Here is a 26,113-nt window from a genome sequence, read left to right on the forward strand (position 1 = left end):
TTGTCTCCTTCGATTCGAGGGGTTGGTTGAACGAACTGACTGACAGGAAAAAAAGAAGAACTAGCGCCCCATCCACCACTGCAGCGGCACGGTCACGAGCTGCGGGAAGAACACCAGCGTGAACAGCACCACCAGGTGGGCGATGAAGAAGGGCATCACGCCCTTGAAGGCATCGTCCATCGAGATGCGCGCCACGCCGCTCACCACGTTGAGCACCGTGCCCACGGGCGGCGTGATCAGGCCGATGGCGTTGTTCATGATGAACAGCACGCCGAAGTACACCGGGTCGATGCCGGCCTTGAGCACCACGGGCATCAGCACCGGCGTGAGGATGAGCACGGTGGGCGTGAAGTCGAGCGCGGTGCCCACGATGACGATCAGCACCATCATCACGAACATCAGCAGCGTCTTGTTGTCCAGGAAGGGCTCCAGCAGCGACACCACCTCGGTCGGGATGTTGGCCACCGTGATGAGCCAGGCGCTCACCATCGCGGCGGCCACGAGGAACATCACGACCGCGGTGGTCTTGCCCGCCGCGAGCGTGAGACGGTACAGGTCTTTGACCTTGAGTTCGCCATAGATGAAGAGACCCACCACGAGCGAATAGACGGCCGCGACCACGGCGGCTTCGGTCGGCGTGAAGACGCCGAACTTCATGCCGCCGATGATGATGATCGGCAGCGCCAGCGCCAGGCTGCCCTGCGCCGTGACCTTCAGCCGCTCGCCCCAGGGCACGCGCGGCGAGGACTTCACGTTGTCCTTCCGGGCCACGATCCACCAGGCCACGCCCACCGCGAGCCCCATCAGGATGCCGGGCACGATGCCTGCGAGAAACAGCTTGGTGATCGACACGTTGCCCGCCACGCCGAACACGATGAGCCCGATCGACGGCGGGATCACCGGCGCGATGATGCCGCCCGCGGCGATGAGACCGGCCGAGCGGTTCATCTGGTAGCCGGCGGCCTTCATCATCGGGATGAGGAGCGCGGCCAGCGCGGCCGTGTCGGCCACGGCCGATCCCGACAGCGAGGCCATGATGATCGCGGCCAGCACCGCCACGTAGCCCATGCCGCCGCGGTAGTGGCCGACCCAGGCCATCGCCAGGTTCACGATGCGCCGGCTGAGCCCGCCCGCATTCATGAACTCGCCGGCCAGCAGGAAGAACGGCACCGCGAGCAGCGGGAAGTTGTCGGCGCCATCGACGAAGCGCTGCGCGATGATCTGGCTGTCGAAGGCCGGCAGGCCGCCGGTGTAGGCCAGCCAGCCCATCAGCGAGACACCGCACACCAGCAGCGAATACGAGATCGGAATGCCCAGTGCCATGGCGCCGAGCAGGGAGACGATGAAGATCGTGACAGTCATTGCGCCACCTTCCCGTGTGCGGCGGCGTCGAGCACCTGTTCTTCGGATTCCATGATCTGGATCAGCTCCTGGTCGGGCACCCGGCCCCTGAACAATCGCCAGAGCTTGTCGATGTTGAAGAGGGCCATCACCACCGACACCACGTAGCCGATGCCGTAGACCCAGATCATCGAGATGCCCACCACGGGCGAGATGTTGGTCACCTGCAGCTCGTGCATCTCGTAGGTGCCCATGAAGAAGAGCACGTTGCAGAACAGCATGAGCGACTGGCTCAGGAAGAAGCAGACCTTCTTGCCCATGAGGGGCAGGTGCTTGATGAGCGTGTCGACACCCAGGTGCGCGCCGTCGCGCATCGCCACCATGGCGCCGATGTAGGTGAGCCAGATGAAGCAGTAGCGCGACATCTCGTCCGACACCGAAATGCCCGAATTGAAACCGTAGCGCAGCACCACGTTGCCGAACACCATGACGACCATCGCCACCATGCACACGACGACGAGGAACTCCAGCAGGCGAAAAAATCCGTCGATTGCCCTTTGCATCAGCATCTGCGTCTCCTGACTTTCCAGTGTTGTTATGGGATGTCTGCGCGGCCGCCGCGTCTAGAGCGGGAAGGCCTTCAGCTGCGTCGCCGGGCGGCTGATGCGCGGAATCTTCTTGCGCGAGGCCAGCACCGTCTCGATGTCGTGGCGCGCGCCGTCGATGAGCACCAGCACGGCTTTCTCGGCGGCGGCCGGATCGCGTGCGATGACGGCGTCGAGCACCGCGCGGTGCAGCGGCAGCGAACTCGCGGGCCCGTTCTTGCGGGTGGTCGAAATCTCGAAGCTGGTGCGCAGCAGCGCGCCCAGCGCACGGCTCATCTGCACCAGCATGCGGTTGTGGCTGGAGCGGATGAGGCCCTGGTGAAAGCGCAGGTCGGGCGTGATGTAGTCGCCGCCGAATTCGATGGCGCGCTTCATGCCCGCGTAGGCGTCTTCCATGTCGGCGATGTCTTCGGCGGTGGCGCGCTGGGCGGCCAGCGCCACCGCGGCGGGCTCGACCACGCGGCGCAGGTCCTGCAGGTCGCGCAGGAACTCGGCCGACAGGCCCGCCTGCGTCTGCCACACGATGACGTCGGCGTCGAACCAGTTCCACTGGTCGGGCGGCTGCACGCGCGTGCCCACCTTCGGGCCGCTGGTCACCAGGCCCTTGGCGATCAGCGACTTGATCGATTCGCGCACCACGGTCCGGCTCACGCCGAGCTCTTCGCACAAGAGCGGCTCCGGCGGGATCGACGCGCCGGGCGCATAGCGGCCCGCGACGATGTCGCTGCCGATGCGGTCGACCGTGTTGCCGTGAACGTTCTTGATCATGCCTGCCTGTGGGTGTGTGGTTCTGGTGGTGTCCGGTGCCTGTTTGCCTGCCCGTATCGGGGCCGGATTCAGGCGGATTTGCCTGTGCCGGCCACTCGAAAACCCTGAATGCGCGACAGCTCGTCACGCTTATCATATGATGATTGAAACGGCCGTCCCGCAGGAAAAACCCTGAGGATTTCCGCAAAGCATCAACGACGAAGAGACACATCCCATGAGCAACGCCCCGAAGAAAAAGCCCGCCAGCGAACTGCGCAGCCAGCAGTGGTTCGGACGCCACGACCGCGACGGTTTCATCTACCGCAGCTGGATGAAGGGCAAGGGCGTGCCGCACGACCAGTTCGACGGTCGCCCGGTCATCGGCATCTGCAACACCTTCAGCGAACTCACGCCCTGCAACTCGCACTTCCGCACGCTCGCCGAGCAGGTGAAGATCGGCGTGTACGAGGCCGGCGGCTTCCCGCTCGAGTTCCCGGTGATGTCGCTGGGCGAGACGCTCCTGCGCCCCACCGCCATGCTGTACCGCAACCTCGCGAGCATGGACGTCGAGGAAAGCATTCGCGGCAACCCGCTCGATGGCGTGGTGCTGCTCATGGGCTGCGACAAGACCACGCCCGCGCTGATGATGGGCGCGGCCAGCGTCGACCTGCCGACCATCGGCGTCTCGGGCGGGCCGATGCTGTCGGGCAAGTGGCGCGGCCAGGAGCTAGGCTCTGGCACCGGCGTGTGGCAGATGAGCGAACAGGTGCGCGCCGGCACGCTCAAGCTGCAGGACTTCTTCGAGGCCGAGAGCTGCATGCACCGCAGCCACGGCCATTGCATGACGATGGGCACGGCCAGCACCATGGCCAGCATGGTCGAGTCGCTGGGCATCGGCCTGCCGGGCAACGCGGCCTACCCTGCCGTCGACGGCCGCCGCAACGTGCTCGCGCGGCAGGCGGGCCGGCGCATCGTCGACATGGTGCATGAAGACATGAACATGTCGAAGATCCTCACGCGCCAGGCGATCGAGAACGCGATCAAGGTCAACGCGGCCATCGGCGGCTCGACCAACTTCGTGATCCACCTGCTGGCCATTGCGGGCCGCATCGGTGTCGACCTCACGCTCGACGACTTCGACCGCATCGCAGCCGACCTGCCCTGCCTCGTGAACCTGCAGCCCTCGGGCCAGTTCCTGATGGAAGACTTCTGCTACGCGGGCGGCCTGCCCGTGGTCATCAAGGAAATCGCCGACCACCTGCACAAGGACATCCTCACCGTCACCGGCCAGAGCGTGTGGGAGAACGTGAAGGACGCCGAGAACTACAACCCGCAGGTCATCCGCACCCAGGCCGAGCCCTTCAAGGACAAGGCCGGCATCTGCGTGCTGCGCGGCAACCTCGCGCCCAACGGCGCCATCATCAAGCCCAGCGCGGCCACGCCGGAGCTGCTGGTGCACAAGGGCCGCGCGGTGGTGTTCGAGAGCGCCGACGACCTGCACAAGCGCATCGACGACGAGAACCTGGACATCGACGAGCACTGCATCATGGTGCTCAAGAACTGCGGCCCCAAGGGCTACCCCGGCATGGCCGAGGCCGGCAACATGCCGCTGCCGCCGAAGGTGCTGCGCAAGGGCATCACGGACATGGTCCGCATCAGCGACGCGCGCATGAGCGGCACGGCCTACGGCACGGTCGTTCTGCACACGGCGCCCGAGGCGGCTGCAGGTGGCCCGCTGGCACTGGTGCAGGACGGCGACATCGTCGAGCTCGACGTGCCGAACCGCAAGCTGCACCTGCATGTGAGCGACGAGGAACTGGCGAAGCGCCGTGCGAAGTGGGTCGCGCCCAAGGCCCCGCTCGATTCGGGGTACTGGAAGCTGTACGTCGACACGGTGCTGCAGGCCGATCAGGGAGCGGACCTGGCCTTTCTGCGTGGTCGCCGTGGGGCCTTTGTGCCGCGAGACAATCACTGATTTGGAGAGCTCCAGGGCGCGCTCCCGCCGACGGGGTACCTTGCTCCGCGAATGTCCCCCGCCCTTCGGGCTCCTCCTTGATTTCGCTGCGCAAGGCACCCCATCGACGTGAGCGGTTCAGAGCAGTTGTTGATCGGCCAGCACCACGACAGCGCCTCCCGGGCTCAGGACACCGGGTGCTTCCCGCAGCGAAATCAAGGAGGAGGCCGCAGGCCGGGGGACATTCGCGGAGGGAAGTACCCGGTGGCCTGTGCACGCGCCCCGAACAACCTCTCGAAACGCTACAGACGACAAACATGACAAGACTCATCGCCATCGACTGGGGCACAAGCTCGCTACGCGGTGCATTGCTCGACCCGAGCGGACAGGTCATCGAAGAGCGCAGCGACGCCCGCGGCATCCTCACCGTGCCCGAGGGCGGCTTTCCCGCCGTGTTCGAGTCGCTGTTCGGCGACTGGATGCGCCTGGAAGACACGCGCTGCCTGATCTCCGGCATGGCCGGCAGCAAGCAGGGCTGGGTCGAAGCGCCCTACTGCCCCTGCCCCGCGGGCCGCGTCGAAGTAGGCCGCAGCATCATCGCCACAGACGCCATCCCCGGCGCGCGCATCGCCATCGTGCCCGGCCTCAGCGACGAGCACGCCGGCGTGCCCGACGTGATGCGCGGCGAAGAGGTGCAGATCCTCGGCGCCATGACGATCACCGGCCTGGACGACGGCGTCTTCGTGCTGCCCGGCACCCACAACAAATGGGCCACGGTCAAGAAGGGCCGCGTCGCCGGCTTTCGCACCTACATGACGGGCGAGTTCTACGCGCTGCTGAGCCAGCACTCGATCCTGGGGCGCACACTCGATGCCGCCGCGCCGCTCGACGAAGCCGCGTTCCTCGAAGGCGTGACGCGCTCCGAGAACGGCCACGGCCTGCTGCACAACGCCTTCGGCACGCGCACGCTCGCGCTGTTCGAACGCATGCCCAGGGAAGAGCTGTCGAGCTACCTGTCGGGCCTGCTCATCGGCGAAGAGCTGCGCACGCAATCGGTACAGGCCGTCGGCGAGGTCGTGCTGATCGGCTCTTCCGCCCTCACCCAGCGCTACACCCTGGCCCTGCGCGCCACCGGCGTCGCCACGCGCACGCTCGGCGCCGAAGCCACCTGGGCCGGACTGCACACGCTGTCCGGCTTTCTCGACACCGACAGGACACCCGCCCCATGACCACGCCCCTCGATAAATTCAACGCCGCGATGCAGGCCCTGCCGCTCGTCGCCATCCTGCGCGGCCTCTCGCCCGCCGAAGCCGCCGACGTGGGCGACGCCATCGTCGAGCCCGGCTTCCGGCTGCTCGAAGTGCCGCTCAATTCGCCGCAGCCGCTGGAGAGCATCGCGCTGATGCGCCGGCGCTTTCCGAACGCGCTGGTCGGCGCGGGCACCGTGCTCGACGCCAAGCAGGTGCGCGAAGTGCATGCGGCCGGCGGCGAGCTGATCGTGTCGCCCAACTTCAATGCCGACGTCATCGCCGAGGCCGCGCGCCTGGGCATGGCGTGCCTGCCCGGCGTGATGACGCCGACCGAAGCCTTCGGCGCGCTCGCGGCCGGCGCCACGGGCCTGAAGCTGTTCCCGGCCGAGCTGGCCTCGCCCGCCGTGGTCAAGGCCCTGCTTGCGGTGCTGCCCGCCGGCACGCCCGTGATGCCCGTGGGCGGCATCGCGCCCGACAACATGGGCGCGTGGCGCGCGGCCGGCGCGGCCGGCTTCGGCATCGGCTCGTCGCTCTACAAGCCCGGCAAGACCGCCGCCGCCGTGCGCGAGGACGCGCAGCGCTTCGTGGCGGCCTGGGCCGGGCTGGCCCGCGCCTGATCCGACAAGACCCATCCACCACAAGAAAGAAGGAGACCCCCGCGATGTCCGCCGATTCCGAATACGCCAGCCCCGCCGTGCGCCAGTTGCGCGAAGACCTCGCGCTCGCGCTGCGCGCCGCGGCCCACCATGGGCTGTCCGAAGGTGTGTGCAACCATTTCAGCGTGTTGCTGCCGGGCGCGCAGGACCGCTACCTGATCAACCCGCGCGGGCTGCACTGGAGCGAGATCGGTCCTGACGACATCGTGCTGATCGACGTGCACGGCGAAGTGCTGGCGGGCCGCCACCGCGTGGAGCCCACGGCCCTCTTCATCCACGGCGCGGTGCACCGGCTCACGGGCCACGCCGTGGTGCTGCATTGCCACATGCCCTATGCGACGGCGCTGACGCTCACGGTCGACCGCGCGCTCGATCCGACCGCCAGCCAGAACGCCATGCGCTACATGAACCGCATCGCCATCGACGCCGAGTACAACGGCCTGGCACTGGACGACGCCGAGGGCGAGCGCATCGCGCGTGCCATGGCCGGCAAGGACGTGGCCTTTCTCGCGAACCACGGCGTGATCGTGGCGGGCGGCACCATCGCGCATGCCTACGACGACCTGTACTACCTGGAGCGCGCCTGCCTGCACCAGGTGATCGCGCAATCGACCGGGCGCCCGCTGGTGCCCGTCAACGCCAAGCTGGCCGCGCATGTGGCGGCGCAGATCCAGGGCGAGCGGGAACAGTCCGATCTGTTCTTCGAAGCCCTGCGGCGCATGCTGCCGGCCCCGCAACGCTGAAAAAGCGCGAGCGCAGCGGCTTACAGCTCTTCATGCGATTTCGCTTCCGGCTTACAAGAACTTCACATAATGGCGCGACGATGAGGCATCGCAATCACTCCCCAGGAGTCGCCATGAAAAAGCTGACATTCGCCTTCGGTGCTGCCGCCCTGCTGTCGCTGGCCGCCCTCACCGCGCCGGCCCATGCCCAGGCCGGCGGCCCGTTCATCCAGGCCCAGGTGTACGTGACACCCGCGCCACCGCCGCGCCATCACTACTACGCCCCGCCGCCGCCTCCGCGCCACTACCACCCGGGCTACTACGACGGCCCGCGCCGCCACGGTTACTACGACCATGGTCGCCGCGATTGGGAAGGCCGTCGCCACGGCCGCCGGGACAACGACGGCGACGGTGTGCCCAACCGTTACGACCGCCGCCCGAACAACCCCTACCGCTATTGACGCACGTCAGACCGGCGGGCTCGCATACGCGGGCCGCTCGGTCGACAGGCTCTGCTTGAGCTGGCGCGTGACCTCGTCGGCCAGCACCTCGGGCAGCCCCGCTTCCACGCCCGCCAGCGCCTGGCGCGCGGCGTCATCGGGAGAGGTCTTGGGGCCGGGCAGGCGCGCCGCCATGTCGGTGTCCATGAGCGCCACGTGCAAGCTCGTGACCTGTGTGCCCTGCCCCGCCAGCTCGTTGCGCAAGCCGTTGCTCAGCGACCAGGCCGCCGACTTGGTGGCGCTGTAGGTCGCCACGCCAGGGAAGGTGGTCCAGCTCAGGGCCGACAGCACGTTGAGGACCGCACCACCACCGTTCGACGCGAGCACCGGCGCAAAGGCCTGCGTGAGCGCCCAGGGGCCGAAGAAGTTGGTCTCGAACTCGGCGCGCGCCGCGGCTACCGCATCGGGCGAGCCGAGGAAGCTCGATCCGCGCGAGATGCCCGCGTTGTTGACCAGCAGCGTCACATCGCCGCAGGCACGCACGGCGGCCTCGATCTGCGCGGGCTGCGTCACGTCGAGCGCCACGGGCACGACGCCCGCGAGCGTGATGCTCTTGGGGTCGCGCGCGGCCCCGTAGACCTTGCGCGCACCGGCCGCGAGTGCCGCCTTGGCGAACGCCAGGCCGAGCCCCCGGTTGGCACCGGTGATGAAGACGACGGAATCCTTGATCTGCATGACGAGCCTTTCGTTGAAAAGAAATCGATGGGCACTCAGGCCTGCGCCACGCGGCGCAGCAGCCCCTGGGTCGTGCGCGGCCAGCCCACGCGGCCGAACCACGCACCGCCCGCGATGGCCGAGGCGATGACGATGCCGTACACCACCAGCGCCACGCCCTGCGCCGCGAACACGCCGGTGAGCCCGCCGCCCCAGCGCAGCGCCAGCCAGCCGCCCGTGCCCGCCACGGCGAGCCGCGCGATGTTGCCGAGCACCGGCCACAGCAGCCGGCCCGCGCCCTGCGAGGCGAAGTACAGCACCAGCCCGACGCCGAAGAAACCGTACAGCGGCCCCACCACGCGCAGGTAGTGTGCGCCGGTCTCGAGCATCACGGGGTCGTGGCCGAACAGCATCAGCCACGGACGCGGGAACAGCGCGGCGGCCAGCCCGATGACCTCGGCCATGCCGAAGGCCAGCGCCGCGCCGGCCCAGGTGGCGCGCAGCGCACGCTCGCGCAGCCCCGCGCCCATGCAGGTGCCGACCATCGCGACCAGCGGCGCACCGAGGCCGAACACCAGCGGCACCAGCAGGTACTCGAGCCGCGACGCGGTGCCGTAGCCGGCCAGCGCGCCCGCGCCGAAATGGCCGGTGAGTGCGGTGGCGATGCCGATCGACAGGTTGGTCGCCACCGTCGACACCGTGCCCACCAGCCCGATGCGCAGGATGTCGCGGAACAGCGGCCAGCGCATCTGGAACGCCGCCAGCGTGGGGCGCAGCAGGCTGCGCGGCGAGCGCAGGTAGGCGATGAGCGCGAGCGAGCCCAACAGGTAGTACAGCAGCAGCGCCAGCGCGCCGCCCGCGATGCCCATGCCGCCCCACGGCCCGATGCCGAAGATCAGCAGCGGCGACGCCGGAATGAGGAACACCACGCCCACCACCGTCACGTTGGCCGGCACCGCCATGTTGCCGGTGCCGCGGATGATGGCGGACAGCGAGTTGAAGAGCCACACCAGCACCGCGCCCGCGAACACCCAGTTCGAGTACGTGAGCGCGGCTTCCAGCGCGGCGCCAGTGCCGCCCATCACGCCATACAGCCAGCGCCCGCCCAGCAGCAGCGCGAGCGTGAAGCACAGGCCGAAGCCGATCGCGATGACCACCGCGTGCCACACCAGCGCGTCGGCGTCGCCCCGGCGACGCGCGCCCAGCGCACGCGCGATCGACGACGCAATGCCGCCGCCCATTGCGCCGCTGGAGGTCATCTGCATCAGCATGACGATGGGGAACACCAGCGCCATGCCGGCCAGCGCGTCGGTGCCGAGCTTGCCGACGAAGTAGGTCTCGATGAGCCCGACGGAGGCCTGCGCCAGCATCACGAGCACATTGGGCGCGGCCAGCCGCAGCAGCGTGGGGATGATGGGCGCCTCGAGCAGGCGGCGCGTGCGCGGGTCGAGGTCGCCGTTCGCTTGTTGGGGGGTGGTCATGCGGATCTCCGGCGGTCAGGCGCGCGCGGCGGCGCTGGTGGTGGCCGCGGCCGGTGCGGCGGCGGTCTTGGCGGGACGGCGGATCGCCATGACGATCACCGCCGCGAACAGGCAGGCCGCGCCGGCCGTGTACAGCGCCGGCGTATAGGTCAGCAGCAGCGTGCGCGCAAAGCCCGCGCCGTAGGCCGCGGTGGCCGCGCCCAGCTGGTGGGCCGCGAAGATCCAGCCGAACACCAGCCCGACCTTCGCGGGACCGAAGGCGGCGCCCGCGAGCTTGACGGTCGGTGGCACGGTGGCGATCCAGTCCAGGCCGTAGAACATCGCGAACAGGCCCAGGCCGTAGATCGTGAATTCGGAATGCGGCAGCCAGAACAGCGACAGCCCGCGCAGGCCGTAGTACCAGAAGAGCAGCTTGCGGTTGTCGTAGCGGTCGGAGAGCCAGCCCGACAGGATAGTGCCGACGAAGTCGAAGGCGCCCATCATCGCGAGCACCGAGGCAGCCGGCACGGCGCTCATGCCGTAGTCGCCGCACAGCGAGATGAAGTGCGTCTGCACCAGGCCGTTGGTGCTCAGGCCGCAGATGAAGAAGGTGCCGGCCAGGATCAGGAAGGTGCGGTTGGTCGCCACCTCGCGCAGCACGCGGAACGGCGTGGCGAAATTCATCGTGAAGGCGGGCGCCTGTGCCGGCTGCGTGCCGGGCGCTTCACCGTAGGGCTGCAGGCCGATGTCCGACGGCCGGTTGCGCACCAGGCACAGCGCGAGCAGCGCGATCACCACGCTGCCCACCACGATCGGCACGATGGCCGAGCGCCAGCCCCAGTGCTCGATCATCCAGGCCGCCAGCGGCAGGAAGGCCAGCTGGCCGGTGGCCGCGCTGGCCGTGAGCATGCCCACGACCAGGCCGCGCCGCGCGACGAACCAGCGGTTGGCCACCACGGCGCCCAGCACCAGCGCCGTCATGCCCGTGCCCAGGCCGAGCATCAGGCTCCACAGCACGAACAGCTGCCACAGCTGCGAGGCCGTGGTGACCAGCGCCATGCCCAGGCCGACCAGCGTGAGGCCGGCGCACATCACCGCGCGCAGGCCGTAGCGCTCCATCAGCACCGCGGCGAACGGGCCCATGAGGCCGAACAGGGCAAAACGCAGCGCGAGCGCGGACGAGATCTGCTCGGTGCTCCAGCCGAACTCCTCGCCGAGCGGCTTCATCATCGCGCCCGGCAGGCCGAGCGCGGCCGACATGGTGAGCATGGTCAGGAAGGTGACGGCGGCGACGATCCAGCCGTAGTGGATGCCGCGGCGCTGCAGCCATGCGGAGACGTGGGTGGCGAACATGGGACCTCTGGAACTGTTGGAATGGGTCGGGGGAGAAACGAAGAGACAGGAAATCCGGCCGCGCGACTGCGTAGACGCGGAAAGTGTTCGTTGTGGGGGTGGCGGGAAGCGTCAGTCCTGCACATCGGCCGGCTCGCCCGTGCCCAGCAGCGCGAGCGATTCGTCGATGAGCGCATGCAGCGCGAGCACGCGCTCCACGCCCAGCAGCGCATTGAGCTTGAGTTGCGCCGTCTTCCAGTGCTGCTGCGCTTCGCGCCACTTGGCATCGCCGGCGTCCGTGAGCGACACCAGCCGGCTGCGCGCGTCGGCACCCGCCACTTGCGCCACCCAGCCCGCGGTAATGAGCGGCTGCAGGTTGCGGCTCAGCGTGGACGCGGTCATCTTCAGTTCGCCCGCCAGGTCGACCGGGCGCATCGGGCCCAGGCGCTTGAGGTGCGACAGCAGCGAGTACTGCGTGGTCTTGAGGCCGCTGCGCGACACCTCGGCGTCATAGTGCTGCGTCAGGCGGCGCATCAGCTGGCGCGTCTTGAAGCTGGTGCAGCCGCGGGGTTGGGTGGGTGTGTCCATGGGGTATTATTGTATGTGCAACTATTGCATATGCAATCAACCCCTCCCCGCAAAGCCCCCAGCAGGAACACAGGCATGACGCAGCAAGCTTTCACCGACACCCCCTCCCATCTGCTCGACGCATGGATCGCCGAAGAGCGGCAGATCGCCGAGCGCCTCGAGAACGGCCCCGGCCCCGGGCTCGCGCGCCCCGAGCAGGTCGCCGGCAAGACCGGCCTGGAGGTCATGCAGGCCATGCTCAACGGCGAGATTCCCTACGCCGCCATCGCCAAGACGCTGGACTTCACCATCGTCTCGGTCAGCAAGGGCGTCGCCATCTTCCAGGGCACGCCGCTGCCGCAGCACCTGAACCCGCTGGGCACCATCCACGGCGGCTGGGTCGCCACGATGCTCGACTCGGCGCTGGGCTGCTCGGTCCACACCATGATGCCGCCCGGTCGCGCGTACACGACGGCCGAACTCAGCGTGAACTACGTCAAGGGCCTCACGCCGAAGGTGCAGCGCGTGCGCGCCGAAGGCAAGGTGATCCACTGCGGCAAGCAGCTCGCCACCGCCGAGGCGCGGCTGGTCGGGGCGGACGGCACGCTGTATGCGCATGCGACGACGACGTGCCTGGTGTTCGAGGTGCCGGCGGGGCGGTGAGGCAAGGGCCCCGTCCTCGTTGAACCGCAGGGCGCCCCGCCCTCCTCTGAAGGCCGACATATGTCGGCCTTTTTCGTTGGGGCGTTCGGCGAGAAAGTCGTCATCGCCAACCAAGGAAAAGACTGCCATGGCCGCCATGGGCTGGCCGGCGGCGGAACCCTCCGTCGCCGAACCCGAAGGCACCGCCTGCGTTCGCGCGAGGCAGCCCGCAGAGGACTCAACCAGATGACAACGACACTTACCGAAAAGACTTTTGCCGAGCTGTTCACCTATGCGGGCGGCACGAACGGCTCTCGCGTCAACACCCAAGGCTTCATCGAGCCCTGTGCCACGCCACGGTTCGACTTCGATCCGATCACGAAGGTGGCGAAGGGGCTGCTTATTGAAAACGCGCGGACGAACTTGCTGCCGTTTTCGTCTCGGTTCGAAAACCCGGCCTGGGTGAAGGCCAGCGTGACCGTCGCGCCTGGCGCCGCCCAGGCGCCGAATGGCCGGTGGGACGCTTGCAAGCTGACCCTCTTCAACGGCGTGAACGCAGGCACCGGAAACCTCCTTCGAGAGGACGCAAAGGCAGCGACGCCGATCACCTACGCCTTTTCGGTCTATGCGAAGGCCGCAGGATCGTCCGCCGGATGGCTCTACGCGAAGGGAACCACCGGCAGCATCAGCATCCCCTTCAATCTGTTGACGGCGACCGCTTTGCCTGGCCCTGCCACCGGAGGTTTTGTCGAGGTCTCCAAGAGAGTTGTCGATGTCGGCAATGGCTGGTGCAGGGTCGAGATCGCTTTCACGACCGATGCAACCACATCGATCAGAACGTGCATCTACCCCGGGTCGTCTGCAGGCAACACCGGCCCAGGGGACGGCAACGCCGGCATTTACATCTGGGGTGCGCAGCTCGAAGTGGGGGCGTTCACCAGCTCCTACATCCCCAGTGGGGATGGGGTCACGGCACGAACCTCCATCGGCAGCTACTACGACGCCAAGGGCATCCTGCGCTATGCGGCGGCAGGCGTTGTGCGCAACAGCTACGAGCCGTCGAATCTGACGCTGCCGCCTGTGTTGATGGTCGAAGAGCAGCGCACGAACATCCTGCAGCGCAGCAGCGACATGCACATCGCGCCGTGGACCTTGTCCGGCGCTACCCGGACACCCGGCAAGCAGGCACCAGACGGAACGCTCCGTGCCACTGAAGTGTCCGGAGCGACGACCAGTCCGTTCGCCCAGAACCTTCTTGCGACCGCGACGGTCATGACCTACTCGATCTACGTCAAGAACGTGTCGAGAACGCAGCCGCTCTCCCTGCTCGTGCGCAACAACACGACGGGCGTCAATTCTTCGTACGGCTACCCCGCATTGCATGGCGCAACGCCTTCGATCACCGGGGCTGGCTGGGAGATGCGCCCGGTCGGCAACGGCTGGTTTCGCTGCACGTACACAACGGCGATGCCGATTGCCGTTGGCGACTCGCTGTATGTCTATGCGGGATTCACTGGCACGACGGCGGACAGCGGTGCCTTCCAGGTCTGGGGCGCCCAACTGGAGGCCGGCGCCTTCGCCACCAGCTACATCCCGAGCACCGAGACCTTCACCAGCCGCGCGTCCATCGGGACCTATTTCGACTCCACGGGTGCAACCAAGGTCGCGGCCTCCGGCGTCGCTCGGATGACCTACAACCCGGCCGACTTGACCATTGCACCTTGGCTTGTGCAAGAGGGGCAGAGCACAAACCTAGTCCTGCAATCGGATCGCTTGTCGGTGTCGCCCTGGAGCGGCAGTCCAACAAGAACCGAGGCGCCTGAGAAGTTTTGCGGTCTCCCTTTCTGGGAGATCAAGAAAACGGCCGCCATCACCAGCGAAGGCGTCAGCCAGAGCAGTCTCGCGACGGCGGCCGTCGGTGACACGTTCACAGCGACGTGCGCCGTCCTGGCAGGAACTTCGACTCGGATTTCTTTAGGGCTTTACAACGGCACGACAGCCTCATGGGGAGTCTTTGCTGAACGGACCATCGAAATCATCAGTGGTCCTGGTACGGTCACAACGTCTTCGGGAGCGCTGGCCTACATCGACAACCTCTCTCAAACCGAAGCTACGATGGTCCGGATCACACGCACGTACACGTCGACGGGCATCGTTGCGTTCCTGCTCTATGCAGGTGGCGCCAACAGCGCAACTGCCACAGATTCCGTCAAGGTTGCGCGCGTTCAGGTTGAGCCCGGGGCCGTTGCAACCAGCTACATCCCCACAACGACGGCAACAGTGACGCGGGTTGCAGACATCGCGACGTCAGCAGCCACCACCCGCCAGGCAGACACCGCAACCTCGGCCGCCACCACGCGCACCGGCGACCTCGTTCGCGTCGACACGACCAAGGGCTGGTGCAATGCCGCCGAAGGCACCCTCTTCATGGAGTTCGGACGACCAAGAGAAGGTGACGCTTCAACTCGAAACCTGATCGAAATCGGCTCCGCCATTGCCAATCGCGTCGGCATCGGATTCAACGCGACGGGCTCGGCCTATGCCTACTCCAACGCCAATGGCGTGTCAGGCCCGAGCACGGTGGCGGTCGGCCTCCTCGGCACCCCCGTTGGAAACCCGGTCAAAGCCACGGTCAGCTATGGCGCCGACGGTCTTCGCTACGGATGCAGCGGACAGTTGTTCAAAGCGGCCATGGCGACGGTCCCGCCCATGAACTTCCTTGGCATCGGGAACCTGGCCACTGGCGGCAACCAGCCCTTCCTTCATGTCCGATCGGTGCAATATCGGCCGCAGAAGCTGACCGACGCGGAAGTCGTGGCCTTGACCGCCTAGCGACACCCAGGCCCGAAGCAACGCCAACGCGCCGCAGTAAGCCCTCAAGCTGTAAGCCAAAGGAAAACCCGCTCCTCCCCGTCAGTGATAATTGTTCTCATCAGCGACGCACCCGCCGTCGCCGATGCCTTTTCTAGAACACCTCACCGCACCTGGAGGATCCTCTTCATGACCGACCGTTCCGGCCCCCAGGGCCGCGTGGCGCACGCCCTCCTCGGCGTTTCCGCCGCCTGGCTCGCCCTCTCCGCCCTGCCCGCGCACGCCGCCAATGACGAGCTCACGCTCTACACGACGCGCGAGCCGGCGCTGATCCAGCCGCTCATCTCGGCGTTCAGCGCGCAGAGCAAGATCAAGGTCAACACGGTGTTCGTGAAGGACGGTCTGCTGGAGCGCGTCAAGGCCGAAGGCGCGCGCTCGCCGGCCGACGTGCTGATGACGGTGGACATCGGCAACCTCGTCGACCTCGTCGAAGGCGGCGTGACGCAGCCGGTGAAGTCGGCCGCGCTCGAGTCGGCCATTCCGGCCAACCTGCGCGGCGCCGACGGCCAGTGGTTCGCGCTCTCGCTGCGCGCGCGCGTGCTGTACGCCGACAAGAACCAGCCGCTGACCAGCTTCCGCTACGAAGACCTGGCCAACCCGAAGTACAAGGGCAAGGTCTGCATCCGCGCCGGCCAGCATCCCTACAACACGGCCCTGGTGGCCGCGATGATCGCGCACGACGGCGAGGCCAAGACCGAGCAGTGGCTGCGCGGCGTCAAGGGCAACCTGGCGCGCAAGGCCACCGGCGGCGATCGCGACGTGGCGCGCGACATCCTCGGCGGCATCTGCGACATCGGCGTGGCCAACTCGTACTACGTCGGCCAGATGAAGAGCGCCAAGGAAGGCACCGACGCGCGCAAGTGGGGCGACGCCATCAAGGTGATCCGTCCGACCTTCGCCAGCGCCAAGAGCGGCGGCACGCATGTGAACATCAGCGGCGCGGCCGTGGCCAAGAACGCGCCGCAGCGCGCCAACGCGGTCAAGCTGCTCGAGTTCCTGGTGTCGGAACCGGCCCAGGCGCTGTACGCCGACGCCAACTACGAGTACCCGGTGCGCAAGGGCGTGGCCCTCGACCCGATCATCGGCCAGGCCATCGGCGAGCTGAAGGTCGATCCGCTGCCGCTGACCGAGATTGCCAAGTACCGCAAGCAGGCCAGCGCCCTCGTCGACAAGGTCGGCTTCGACCAGTGACCTTGCATGGCCGGGCACACCTTGCCGGCAACTGAATGCTGATTTCGCGGCGCCAGCCGCCGGGCCTGCGCGCCGCGGGCCCGGCATGGCGCTGCGCGTCGTTCCTGATCGCCCTCGGCGTGCTCGCGCCGGTGCTCACGCTGGCCTGGCTCGCGTTCGGCTCGGGCGTCGGCCACTGGGGGCCGCTGTTCGCGCACGTGCTGCCGCAGGCGGCGCTCAACACGGCGCTGCTGCTCGCAGGCGTCGGCACCCTTGTCCTCGTGATCGGCACCGGCTGCGCCTGGCTGGTCACGGCGTATGACTTTCCCGGCCGCGGCGTGCTCAACTGGGCGCTGCTGCTGCCGCTGGCGATGCCGACCTACATCGTCGCCTTCGCCTACCTCGACCTGCTTCACCCCATCGGCCCCGTGCAGGGCGCGATCCGCTGGATGCTGGGCTTCGACAGCCCGCGCCAGTTCCGCCTGCCCGACCTGCGCTCGATGCCGGGCGCGATCTTCGTGCTGGGCTTCGTGCTCTATCCGTACGTCTACATGACGGCGCGCGCGATGTTCATGACCCAGCCGGCGCACCTGCTGGAAGCGGCGCGCACGCTCGGCGAGAACCGGCGCGGCGCCTTCTTTCGCGTGGCGCTGCCGCTGGCGCGGCCGGCACTGGCCGTGGGCCTGAGCCTTGCGCTGCTCGAGACGCTCAACGACATCGGCGCCTCCGAATTCCTCGGCGTGAACACGCTCACGGTGGCGGTCTACACCACCTGGATCACGCGCTCCGACCTGGCCGGCGCCGCGCAGATCGCCTGCGCGATGCTGTTCGTGGTGGTGGCGCTGGTCTGGCTCGAACGCAACGGCCGCCAGCACCAGCGCTTCGGCTCCGCGCAGCGCATGCGCGCGGTGCAGCCCCGGCGCCTGCACGGCGGCGCGGCCTGGGCGGCGACCGCGACGGCGGCGCTGCCGGTGCTGATCGGCTTTGTCGCGCCCGCGCTCTACCTGGTCTGGGAAAGCGGCAAGCGGCTGCACCAGGGCGGCGGCATTTCGCAGGGCCTCGTGGCCAGCCTGGGCAACACGCTGGCGTTGGCGGCCGGCGTGACGGTGGTGGCCGTGGCGGCGGGGCTGGTCGTGGCCTGGGCCTCCCGCAGCCAGGGAACCAGCCTCAATCGCGCCCGATGGCAGGCGCGCGCGGCCACGCTGGGCTACGCGGTGCCGGGCACCGTGCTCGCCATCGGCCTGCTGACGCCGGCGCTGGCCTTCGACGCGGCGCTGGCCGGCGCGATGGGCTGGCAGGGCCTGCCGCTGATGGGCGCGGGCATCGTGCTGGTCATGGCCTGCGCCATCCGTTTCCTTGCGATGCCCGTGGGTGGCATCGAAGCCGGGCTGGCACGCATTCCGCCGGCCATCGAGCAGGCCTCGCGCCTGCTCGGCGAAACCACCGGCGGCACGCTGCGCCGCGTGCACCTTCCGCTGCTGCAGCCCGCCATCGCGGCGGGCGCGCTGCTGGTCTTCGTCGACGCCATGAAGGAGCTGCCGGCCACGCTGCTGCTGCGCCCGGCCAACTTCGACACCCTCGCCACCTGGCTGTATGCCGAGGCCGCGCGCGGCACCTACGAGGAAGGCGCGATCGCCGCGCTGGCCATCGTGGTCGCCGGCCTGCTGCCGGTGGTGCTGCTGGCGCGCAACCAGCTCGGCACGACACCGGCGGTGACGCCTCCCGACACGGACCCCGCATGAGTTCCCCGCTTCATCTCGACTTGCTCCAACTCGCGTACGACACGCCGCGCGGCCCGCACACGGTGGTCGACGGCTTTTCGCTGGACCTGGCCGCGGGCGAGATCGCCTGCCTGTTCGGCCCCTCGGGCTGCGGCAAGACCACGGTGCTGCGCGCCATCGCCGGCTTCGAGCCCGTGCGCGCCGGCACCATCCGCCTCGGCGACACGCTGCTGTCGTCGCCCCAGAAGCACCTGCCGCCCGAGCAGCGGCGCGTGGGCATGATGTTCCAGGAGTACGCGCTGTTCCCGCACCTGTCGGCCGCCAGGAACGTCGCCTTCGGCCTGCGCCGCCTGGGCCGCGCAGCGCAGCAGGCGCGCGTGGCCGAGATGCTCGCGCTGGTCGGCCTGGCCGAGGCCGGCGAGCGCTACCCGCACGAACTGTCGGGCGGCCAGCAGCAACGCATCGCACTGGCCCGCGCGCTGGCGCCCTCGCCGGCCTTGCTGCTGCTGGACGAACCGTTTTCCAACCTCGACGGCGGCACGCGCGAGCGCCTGACCGCCGAGGTGCGCGGCATCCTGAAGAAGGCCGGCCAGACTGCGATCCTGGTCACGCACAACGAGGCCGAGGCGCATGCGATGGCCGACCGCATCGGCGTGATGCACAACGGGCGGATCACGCACTGGCTGGAGACGGCCTCGTAGAAGGAGGCACTCCGATGCACAAGGCGACCCGACTCTTCCTCGCGTGGGCGATGTTGCTCGGGTCGGCGATGCCGGCCCTGGCAGAAGTCCGCACGGTCTACCAAGGCACCCTCGGCACCAGCGAGGTCGTGCTCGAAGTGAATGCCACTGGCGGCGGGCGGTACTTCTATCGCCGCCACGGCGTCGACATTCCTCTCTCCGGGCCAGTGACGAAACTCGTGGAAGCCCTCCCGATCCAGGGCGAGGCGATGTACCGGGCGGCACAAGGCGGCAACGCGCCGTTGTTCGAAGACGCGCAGACCCGACAGCCGGGTCCGACATGGCGCGGCCAGGCGATCGACGGCACTTTTGCCGGGAGCTGGAGCGATGGCCCCGGCAAGCAGAACGTCGCGTTCGAGCTTCGGCAAGTTCGCCAGTACGACCCAGACCGGAGTCCCGGCGCCACTGCGCCGGTGACGCGCGCCATCCCGCCAGGCAACACCACTGGCGCGGCTTCGGACGCACCGGTTTCCATCGAGACGGCCCCCTACGACCACCTGAAGCTGCAGACCCCGCTCAAGCAAGGCGCGGAGCACGTCAGCGGAGCGGTGGCATGGCGCATGGTCATCGATCCGCGCACGCGCTTTTCCTATCCGCGGCTCACGCGACACCCGAATGCGCGCGTGGTCGAGAAGGTCAACGCCATCCTCGCGCGCAGGCACGGACAGCTCAGCCTCGCCGCGCTCGAATGCAAGGCCACCCTCTACACCGCGACGCACCCGGCGGCCAGCTCACTGGGAAACTACGACGCGGAATCGGTGCGCGTCACCTTTCTTAGCCCGACGCTGATGAGCGTCGTCGAATCGGGAAGCGCCGACTGCGGCGGCGCCCATCCCCACAACCACTACGCGCCCTACACACTCGACCTGGTCCGTGGCGAGTACCTCGACTTCGAACGCCTGTTCCGCGCGTTCACCAGGACGCCGGACGGGTTCGTGCCGAGCAAGACGCTCATGGCGCTGATCGGGAAGAAGCTGAAGGCAGAGGGACGTGGGCCCGAATCCGCAGCCGCCGCAGACCCGCAGCACTACACGGGTTGCGACGAGGTGTGGCCCGAGTACCTGGCATTGCATTTCGAGCGCATCCGCGGGCGCGATGCGCTGGCCGTCGCGGTCAGCGGCGTGCCGCACGCGCTCGGCGCCTGCCTCGGCACCACGGTGGCGCTGCCGTTCACCGAACTCAAGCCCCTTCTCAAGCCTGCGGCCGGCGCGTACCTTTTTCCCAAGCCGTAGCACCCGGGCGCCGCCCGAATGGGCTTTTCCAGAAAAGGTTGTTCAGGCCCGCAAGAATCGCGGCGATCCGACCACCCATTTCTTCGAAGACGGAATGCCCCATGACCCAGGCCCTCACCCTCGTCAGCCACCTGCTGTGCCCCTACGTGCAACGCGCCGCGATCGCGCTGCACGAGAAGAACGTGCCCTTCGAGCGCGTCGTGATCGATCTCGCGAACAAGCCCCAGTGGTTCCTCGACATCTCGCCGCTGGGCAAGGTGCCGCTGCTGAAGGTGCAGCGCCCCGACGGTACGGAAACCGTGCTGTTCGAGAGCAACGTGATCTGCGAATACCTCGAAGAGACGCAATCTGGCGCCCGCCTCCACCCCGAAGACCCGCTCGCACGTGCGCAGCACCGCGCATGGATGGAATTCGGCTCGGCCGTCCTCGCCGACCTGTGGGGCTACGAGACCACGCAGGACGCCGCCGTGTTCGCGCAGAAGCGCGAGGCGCTGGCCGCCAAGTTCGAACGCGTCGAGGCCGCGCTGGGGCAAGGCCCCTACTTCGCGGGCGAAGCCTTCAGCCTCGTCGACGCGGTGTTCGCGCCGGTGTTCCGCTACTTCGAGGTGTTCGATGCGATCAGCGATTCGCACCTGTTCGACGCGCTGCCCAAGGTGAATGCCTGGCGCCATGCGCTGGCGGCGCGCCCCAGCGTGCGCGCGGCAGTGCTGCCCGAGTACCCGCAGCATCTGATGGATTTTCTGAAAAAGTACCAAGCGCACCTGCTGACGCTGGCAGCTTGATCGTCTTGAGCAGAGGGCGACAATAGCCCCCTTCCCCCCATAACGACAGACCCACGAGATGCGACTTCTCCACACCATGCTGCGCGTTGGCAATCTCCAGCGCTCCATCGACTTCTACACGCAGGTGCTCGGCATGACGCTGCTGCGCACGTCGGAAAACCCCGAGTACAAGTACAGCCTCGCCTTCGTCGGCTACGGCAACGGCAACCCCGACCAGGCCGAGATCGAGCTCACCTACAACTGGGGCACCGAGAGCTACGAGCTCGGCACCGCCTACGGCCACATCGCGCTCGGCGTGCCCGATGCCTACGCGGCCTGCGACAAGATCAAGGCCGCGGGCGGCAACGTGACGCGCGAGGCCGGTCCGGTCAAGGGCGGCACGACGGTGATCGCCTTCGTGACGGACCCCGACGGCTACAAGATCGAGCTCATCCAGCGCAACGAGAACGCCGCGGGCGGCGGCCTGCGCTGAGCCGTTTCGGGCCGCACCCCACGCCATGGCAAGCCCGAAGACAAAGAAGAAAGACGCGCCGCTGACGCGCTACGTCGCCCTGCTGCGCGGCGTGAACGTCAACGGCATCACGATCAAGAGCGCCGACCTGAAGGCGCTGTTCGTCGACGAACTCAGCTTCGGCGCGGTGCGCACGGTGCTCGCCAGCGGCAACGTGCTGTTCGACACCGACGCGCCCGATGCCGCCGCACTGCGCACGCGCATCGAGAAAGCGCTGCGCCAGTGCTTCGGCTACGAGGCATGGATCGTGCTGCGCACGCAGCAGCAGGTGGCCGACATGGCGGCGAGCTATCCCTTTGAACGCATCGACGACACGCATCATCCGTACCTCGTGTTCGGCTCCGACCCCGCGATGCTCGACGAGATCATGGACAAAGCCGGCACGGTCGACGCCAAGGTCGAACAGCTGGTGCGCGGCGACGGCGTGCTGTACTGGCAATGCCCGCGCGGCGAAAGCCTGGAGACGCCGGTGGCCAAGCTGCTTGCGAAGACCCGCTACAAGTCGAGCACCACCACGCGCAACCTGCGCACGGTGGAAAAGCTCATCACCGACTGATCGATCAGCAGCCCAGCCGGTCGGCCAGTGCGACGATGTCGCGCACATGCAGGCTGTTGTCCGGCTGCGGCGACACGTCCTTCGGCTGCTTGCGGCCGAACTCGTGGGCCCGCTCGATGTACGCCGTCTTCAGGCCGCACACGCGCGCGGCCGCCAGGTCGTCGTGGTGCGCCGCGGCGAGCATGACCTGGCCCGGCGTGGCGTCGAACACACCCGCCACGCCGAGGTAGGTGCGCGGGTCGGGCTTGTAGGCCTTGAACACCTCGGCCGACAGCACGCAGTCCCAGGGCAGGCCGGCGCGCTTGGCCATCTCGGTGAGCAGGCCGATGTTGCCGTTGGAGAGCGTGCAGATGGTGAACTTCTTCTTCAGCCGCGTGAGCCCCTCGACCGCATCGGGCCAGGCCGGCAGGCGGTGCCAGGCACGGCTCAGGTCGCGCTTGGCGGCGCTGTCGAGGTGGTCGGCCAGGCTGAAGTCGTGCAGCACCTGTTCGAGCATGCTCAGGTGCAGCTCGTCGAGCAGCGTGAAGCCGCCCTCGCCGGCCGCGATGCGTTCCATCACGGCCTTCATGGCGGGCTGGTAGCCGGCGCGCCAGGCCAGTGCAAAGGCCGCCCCGTCCACGCCGGGCAGCACGCGCTCGACCTCCGCCGCGATGCCGCTGTGCCAGTCGACCACCGTGCCGAACACGTCGAACGCGATGACCTTCAGGTCGCCCGCGTCGAAATCGGCCGACATGCTCAGCGCGGCAGCTGGCTCGCGGCGCGCGCCAGTTGCTCGATGCGGGTCCAGTCGCCGTCGCGGATGGCGTCGGTCGGCACGATCCACGAACCGCCCACGCAGGCCACGTTCGACAGCGCGAGGAACTCGGCCGCGTTGCCCGCATGGATGCCGCCCGTGGGGCAGAAGGTGACGTCGCCGAACGGGCCCTGCCAGGCCTTGAGCATCGGCAGGCCGCCGGCCTGCAGCGCGGGGAAGAACTTCAGCTGGGTGTAGCCGTCTTCCTGCGCCGTCATGATCTCGCTGCCGGTGGCCACGCCGGGCAGCAGCGGCAGGCCGAGGTCGTGGCAAGCCTTGCCGACCGCGCGCGTGTAGCCCGGGCTCACGCCGAACTTGGCGCCGGCCAGCGCCGAGGCCTGTGCGTCGGCCGCGCTGCGGATGGTGCCCGCGCCGGCGACGGCCTCGGGCACTTCCTTGGCGATGGCCTCGATGCACTGCAGCGCCTGCGGCGTGCGCAGCGTCACTTCGAGCATGCGGATGCCGCCTGCGACCAGCGCGCGCGCCAGGGGCACGGCGTCTTTCACGTCGTTCAGCACGATGACCGGAATGACGGGTGCGTCGCGCATCACGTCGAGGGGGGTGAGTCTGTCTGTCATCTCATGGCTCCAAAAATTTCTTGCGGCCCGCGTGGGCCCCGTCACATCCAGGTGCAGGCGCCCTCTTCGGCGGTCAGGGCGTTGCGGCGCATGCCGGCGAACAGTTCGCGGCCCAGGCCGTGGCCGTCCGCGATGCGTTGCGCGTCGGACAGCGTTGCGGTCTCGCGCGCGGCCCATTCGTCTTCGGGCAGCAACACGGCGAGCGTACCCGCTACGGCGTCGAGGCGGATCAGGTCGCCGTCGCGCACCTTGGCCAGCGGGCCGCCGGCAGCGGCTTCGGGCGACACGTGGATGGCGGCCGGGATCTTGCCCGAGGCACCGCTCATGCGGCCGTCGGTGACCAGCGCCACGCGGAAGCCCTTGCCCTGCAGCACCGACAGCGGTGGCGTGAGCTTGTGCAGCTCGGGCATGCCGTTGGCCTGCGGGCCCTGCCAGCGCACCACGCAGACCACGTCGCGCTCCAGCTCGCCGGCCGTGAACGCTTTTTGCAGCGCGGCCTGCGAGTCGAACACGCGCGCGGGCGCTTCGATGACGTGGCGGTCGTCGGGCACCGACGACACCTTGATCACGCTGCGCCCCAGGTTGCCGCTGAGCAGCTTGAGGCCGCCGGTGGCGCTGAAGGGGCTGGCCACCGGGCGCGTGACGGCTTCTTTCTGCAGCGGCGCAGCGGGCGTCCATTGCAGCGTGTTCTCGCCGGCCAGCGACGGGATGTTGGCGAATTCGCGGATGCCGCCGGCGCGCACCGTGAGCACGTCGGCGTGCATGAGGCCGGCCTCGACCAGCTCGCCGATCACGAAGCCCGGGCCGCCGCAGGCCTGGAACTCGTTCACGTCGGCGCTGCCGTTGGGGTACACGCGCGTGAGCAGCGGCACCACGTCGGACAGCTGGGAGAAGTCATCCCAGTCGATGAGGATGCCCGCGGCGCGCGCCACCGCCACCCAGTGGATCAGGTGGTTGGTGGAGCCGCCCGTGGCCAGCAGCGCGACCATGGCGTTGACGATGCAGCGCTCGTCGACCATCTCGCCGATGGGCGGGCAGTTGAAGGCGGTGTCGCTGGCCTTGCCGAGCACCGAGCGCACCGCTTCGCGTGTGAGCGTTTCGCGCATGGCGTCGCCGGGCTGGATGAAGGCCGTGCCGGGCACGTGCAGGCCCATGGCCTCCAGCAGCATCTGGTTGCTGTTGGCGGTGCCGTAGAAGGTGCAGGTGCCGACCGTGTGATAGGCGGCCATCTCGGCCTCGAGCAGGCCCTGGCGGCCCACGAGGCCCTGCGCCGCCTGCTCGCGCACCTTCGACTTGGCGGTGTTCGACAGGCCCGAGGGCATCGGCCCGGCGGGCACGAAGACGGTGGGCAGGTGGCCGAAGTGCAGCGCGCCGATCAAGAGGCCCGGCACGATCTTGTCGCACACGCCGAGCATCAGCGCGCCGTCGAACATGTCGTGCGTGAGCGCGACGGCGGTGCTCATGGCGATCAGGTCGCGGCTGAACAGGCTCAGCTCCATGCCGGGCGTGCCCTGCGTGACGCCGTCGCACATGGCGGGCACGCCGCCCGCGACCTGCGCGGTGGCGCCGTGGCGGCGGGCCTCGTGCTTGATGATGTCCGGGTAGCCCTGGTACGGCGCGTGGGCCGAGAGCATGTCGTTGTAGGCCGTGACGATGCCCAGGTTGGGCGCGCGCTCGGCCACCACCTTGAACTTGTCGTTGGCCGGGATGCCGGCCACGGCGTGCGCCACGTTGGCGCAGCCCATGCGGTCGGAGCCGCGGTCGCGGGCGCGGATCTCGGCCAGGCGCGTGAGGTAGGTGCTGCGCGTGTCGCGGCTGCGCGCGCGGATGCGATCGGTGACGTCGCGGACGGTGGGGTGTGTGCTGCTCATGGGGAAGTTGGCTCTTGCTGCGTGTCGCCGGCGCGACTGTGGGCCTGGAGGCCCATCGTACCAATTCGAGCGCGACGCCCCGATGAAATCAGGCCGCAGAACGATACGAAATTACTCAGGCATGCAGCCGGCCGCGTGCAGGCACAAAAAAACCCGGCCATGCCGGGTTTTTTGCTGGGGGATGCGAAAGGCTGGATCGCTCAGTCGACCAGCCGGACCTCGACGCGGCGCGCCTCGGCGTTGTTGCCCGATCCGGCGGTGACGGCGGGCTTCTGCAGGTCGATCTTCTCGGCCGGCACGCCCAGGCCCGCCAGCACCTCGCGCACCATCTGGGCGCGCTTCTTGGCCAATTCCTCGTTGACGGCGGCGTCGCCGGTGGCGTCGTGGAAGCCCGAGACCACCGCCTTGCGGCCACCCTCGACGCCCTTGATGACCAGGGCCAGCGCCTCGGCCGCGCCCGGTGCGAGGTCGGCGCTGCCGGTCGCGAAGTAGAAGTTCACCACGCCGCCGACCACGCGGATGCTCGCGCCGTCGGGGATCACCACGGTGACGGTCTCGGTGACTTCGGTCACCTGCACCGCGCCGCCCGGTGCCGCTGCCGCCGAAGCGGCGACAGCGGGCTTGGCCTGCGCGGCCGTCGCGCCCAGGCCCTTGTGCCAGAAGGCGACGCCGATCACGAACATGATCACGAGCATGATCAATGCCACCAGGAAGCCGAGGGCGAAATTCTGCTGGCTGTCGTCGTTGTTCATGGAAGCGCGATCTCCGTAGGAAAGGGGTCGGTAAATAATGGTGCGGTGAACCATGATCACGAAATTGTAGGCGCCACCCCCGACACCCCCGTGTCAGCCGGCGCGC

General features: G+C 68.3%; 25 protein-coding genes. 14 read left to right on the forward strand and 11 right to left on the reverse strand.

Annotated features, from left to right (window positions below; all coding sequences use genetic code 11):
- Nucleotides 1–60: 60 nt before the first annotated feature.
- Genes AC07O4_RS00665 through AC07O4_RS00675 form a run of 3 tightly spaced genes read right to left on the reverse strand, consistent with a single transcriptional unit; the run spans nucleotide 61 to nucleotide 2,714 of the window.
- Nucleotides 61–1,362, reverse strand: coding sequence for a TRAP transporter large permease (locus AC07O4_RS00665; RefSeq protein WP_070062487.1), 1,302 nt, complete (start codon nucleotides 1,360–1,362; stop codon nucleotides 61–63).
- Nucleotides 1,359–1,904: a TRAP transporter small permease gene (locus tag AC07O4_RS00670; protein WP_062476027.1), complete on the reverse strand. Its 546-nt coding sequence runs from the start codon at nucleotides 1,902–1,904 to the stop codon at nucleotides 1,359–1,361. Before AC07O4_RS00670 ends, AC07O4_RS00665 begins: the two co-directional genes overlap by 4 nt.
- A 60-nt stretch (nucleotides 1,905–1,964) precedes the next feature.
- Entirely contained in the window at nucleotides 1,965–2,714 is a 750-nt protein-coding gene (locus AC07O4_RS00675) for a FadR/GntR family transcriptional regulator (protein WP_062476018.1), read from the reverse strand.
- 214 nt (nucleotides 2,715–2,928) lie between these two features.
- Between AC07O4_RS00675 and AC07O4_RS00680 the strand changes: the two genes are divergently transcribed.
- The 5 genes from AC07O4_RS00680 (at nucleotide 2,929) to AC07O4_RS00700 (ending at nucleotide 7,736) form a co-directional block, all read left to right on the forward strand.
- Nucleotides 2,929–4,668, forward strand: coding sequence for an IlvD/Edd family dehydratase (locus AC07O4_RS00680; protein WP_495303460.1), 1,740 nt, complete (start codon nucleotides 2,929–2,931; stop codon nucleotides 4,666–4,668).
- A gap of 296 nt (nucleotides 4,669–4,964) precedes the next feature.
- Nucleotides 4,965–5,876, forward strand: coding sequence for a 2-dehydro-3-deoxygalactonokinase (locus tag AC07O4_RS00685; RefSeq protein WP_495303461.1), 912 nt, complete (start codon nucleotides 4,965–4,967; stop codon nucleotides 5,874–5,876).
- Nucleotides 5,873–6,514, forward strand: coding sequence for a 2-dehydro-3-deoxy-6-phosphogalactonate aldolase (locus AC07O4_RS00690; protein ID WP_495303462.1), 642 nt, complete (start codon nucleotides 5,873–5,875; stop codon nucleotides 6,512–6,514). The genes AC07O4_RS00685 and AC07O4_RS00690 overlap by 4 nt, the downstream gene beginning before the upstream one ends.
- Nucleotides 6,515–6,558: 44 nt before the next feature.
- Nucleotides 6,559–7,296 (forward strand): aldolase, encoded by a 738-nt coding sequence (locus AC07O4_RS00695; RefSeq protein WP_095746253.1) that lies wholly within the window; start codon nucleotides 6,559–6,561, stop codon nucleotides 7,294–7,296.
- Between the two features lie 113 nt (nucleotides 7,297–7,409).
- Complete coding sequence (locus tag AC07O4_RS00700; protein ID WP_095746254.1) at nucleotides 7,410–7,736, forward strand: hypothetical protein; 327 nt, start codon at nucleotides 7,410–7,412, stop codon at nucleotides 7,734–7,736.
- Nucleotides 7,737–7,742: 6 nt separating this feature from the next.
- On the opposite strand, the gene AC07O4_RS00705 is transcribed toward AC07O4_RS00700, so the two are convergent.
- The 4 genes from AC07O4_RS00705 to AC07O4_RS00720 form a co-directional block, all read right to left on the reverse strand.
- Complete coding sequence (locus AC07O4_RS00705; protein ID WP_307696070.1) at nucleotides 7,743–8,450, reverse strand: SDR family oxidoreductase; 708 nt, start codon at nucleotides 8,448–8,450, stop codon at nucleotides 7,743–7,745.
- A gap of 35 nt (nucleotides 8,451–8,485) precedes the next feature.
- Nucleotides 8,486–9,910 carry an MATE family efflux transporter gene (locus AC07O4_RS00710; RefSeq protein ID WP_095746256.1) on the reverse strand — a complete coding sequence of 475 codons (1,425 nt, stop codon included), beginning with the start codon at nucleotides 9,908–9,910 and terminating at the stop codon, nucleotides 8,486–8,488.
- A gap of 15 nt (nucleotides 9,911–9,925) precedes the next feature.
- Nucleotides 9,926–11,242 carry an MFS transporter gene (locus tag AC07O4_RS00715; protein WP_495303463.1) on the reverse strand — a complete coding sequence of 439 codons (1,317 nt, stop codon included), beginning with the start codon at nucleotides 11,240–11,242 and terminating at the stop codon, nucleotides 9,926–9,928.
- A 111-nt stretch (nucleotides 11,243–11,353) separates the two neighbouring features.
- Entirely contained in the window at nucleotides 11,354–11,809 is a 456-nt protein-coding gene (locus AC07O4_RS00720) for a MarR family winged helix-turn-helix transcriptional regulator (protein ID WP_159270852.1), read from the reverse strand.
- A 75-nt stretch (nucleotides 11,810–11,884) separates the two neighbouring features.
- Between AC07O4_RS00720 and AC07O4_RS00725 the strand changes: the two genes are divergently transcribed.
- The 9 genes from AC07O4_RS00725 (at nucleotide 11,885) to AC07O4_RS00765 (ending at nucleotide 22,013) form a co-directional block, all read left to right on the forward strand.
- Nucleotides 11,885–12,451: a PaaI family thioesterase gene (locus AC07O4_RS00725; protein ID WP_307696067.1), complete on the forward strand. Its 567-nt coding sequence runs from the start codon at nucleotides 11,885–11,887 to the stop codon at nucleotides 12,449–12,451.
- A gap of 60 nt (nucleotides 12,452–12,511) precedes the next feature.
- Nucleotides 12,512–15,262 carry a phage head spike fiber domain-containing protein gene (locus AC07O4_RS00730; protein ID WP_495303464.1) on the forward strand — a complete coding sequence of 917 codons (2,751 nt, stop codon included), beginning with the start codon at nucleotides 12,512–12,514 and terminating at the stop codon, nucleotides 15,260–15,262.
- A 168-nt stretch (nucleotides 15,263–15,430) separates the two neighbouring features.
- On the forward strand, nucleotides 15,431–16,492 hold the full coding sequence (locus AC07O4_RS00735) for a Fe(3+) ABC transporter substrate-binding protein (protein WP_369646255.1): 1,062 nt from the start codon (nucleotides 15,431–15,433) through the stop codon (nucleotides 16,490–16,492).
- Nucleotides 16,493–16,527: 35 nt separating this feature from the next.
- Complete coding sequence (locus AC07O4_RS00740) at nucleotides 16,528–18,213, forward strand: ABC transporter permease (protein WP_495303465.1); 1,686 nt, start codon at nucleotides 16,528–16,530, stop codon at nucleotides 18,211–18,213.
- Complete coding sequence (locus AC07O4_RS00745; RefSeq protein WP_495303466.1) at nucleotides 18,210–18,893, forward strand: ABC transporter ATP-binding protein; 684 nt, start codon at nucleotides 18,210–18,212, stop codon at nucleotides 18,891–18,893. The genes AC07O4_RS00740 and AC07O4_RS00745 overlap by 4 nt, the downstream gene beginning before the upstream one ends.
- Before the next feature lie 14 nt (nucleotides 18,894–18,907).
- Nucleotides 18,908–20,164 (forward strand): hypothetical protein, encoded by a 1,257-nt coding sequence (locus tag AC07O4_RS00750; protein WP_495303467.1) that lies wholly within the window; start codon nucleotides 18,908–18,910, stop codon nucleotides 20,162–20,164.
- Between the two features lie 101 nt (nucleotides 20,165–20,265).
- The gene (locus AC07O4_RS00755) at nucleotides 20,266–20,946 is read left to right on the forward strand and encodes a glutathione S-transferase family protein (RefSeq protein WP_495303468.1); all 681 of its coding nucleotides are present in this window, start codon (nucleotides 20,266–20,268) and stop codon (nucleotides 20,944–20,946) included.
- Between the two features lie 58 nt (nucleotides 20,947–21,004).
- Complete coding sequence (gene gloA / locus AC07O4_RS00760; RefSeq protein ID WP_070062472.1) at nucleotides 21,005–21,418, forward strand: lactoylglutathione lyase; 414 nt, start codon at nucleotides 21,005–21,007, stop codon at nucleotides 21,416–21,418.
- Nucleotides 21,419–21,443: 25 nt separating this feature from the next.
- Nucleotides 21,444–22,013: a DUF1697 domain-containing protein gene (locus tag AC07O4_RS00765; protein WP_495303469.1), complete on the forward strand. Its 570-nt coding sequence runs from the start codon at nucleotides 21,444–21,446 to the stop codon at nucleotides 22,011–22,013.
- Nucleotides 22,014–22,017: 4 nt separating this feature from the next.
- On the opposite strand, the gene AC07O4_RS00770 is transcribed toward AC07O4_RS00765, so the two are convergent.
- The 4 genes from AC07O4_RS00770 to AC07O4_RS00785 form a co-directional block, all read right to left on the reverse strand.
- Nucleotides 22,018–22,746: a haloacid dehalogenase type II gene (locus tag AC07O4_RS00770; RefSeq protein WP_495303470.1), complete on the reverse strand. Its 729-nt coding sequence runs from the start codon at nucleotides 22,744–22,746 to the stop codon at nucleotides 22,018–22,020.
- Between the two features lie 2 nt (nucleotides 22,747–22,748).
- Nucleotides 22,749–23,384, reverse strand: a complete 636-nt coding sequence (eda, locus tag AC07O4_RS00775; RefSeq protein WP_070062470.1) for a bifunctional 4-hydroxy-2-oxoglutarate aldolase/2-dehydro-3-deoxy-phosphogluconate aldolase — start codon at nucleotides 23,382–23,384, stop codon at nucleotides 22,749–22,751.
- Between the two features lie 41 nt (nucleotides 23,385–23,425).
- Nucleotides 23,426–25,255, reverse strand: a complete 1,830-nt coding sequence (edd, locus tag AC07O4_RS00780; protein ID WP_139702881.1) for a phosphogluconate dehydratase — start codon at nucleotides 25,253–25,255, stop codon at nucleotides 23,426–23,428.
- Between the two features lie 200 nt (nucleotides 25,256–25,455).
- Nucleotides 25,456–26,007, reverse strand: coding sequence for an OmpA family protein (locus tag AC07O4_RS00785; protein WP_307696059.1), 552 nt, complete (start codon nucleotides 26,005–26,007; stop codon nucleotides 25,456–25,458).
- Nucleotides 26,008–26,113: the final 106 nt, after the last annotated feature.

Source organism: Variovorax sp. GW821-FHT09D04 (assembly GCF_059416405.1).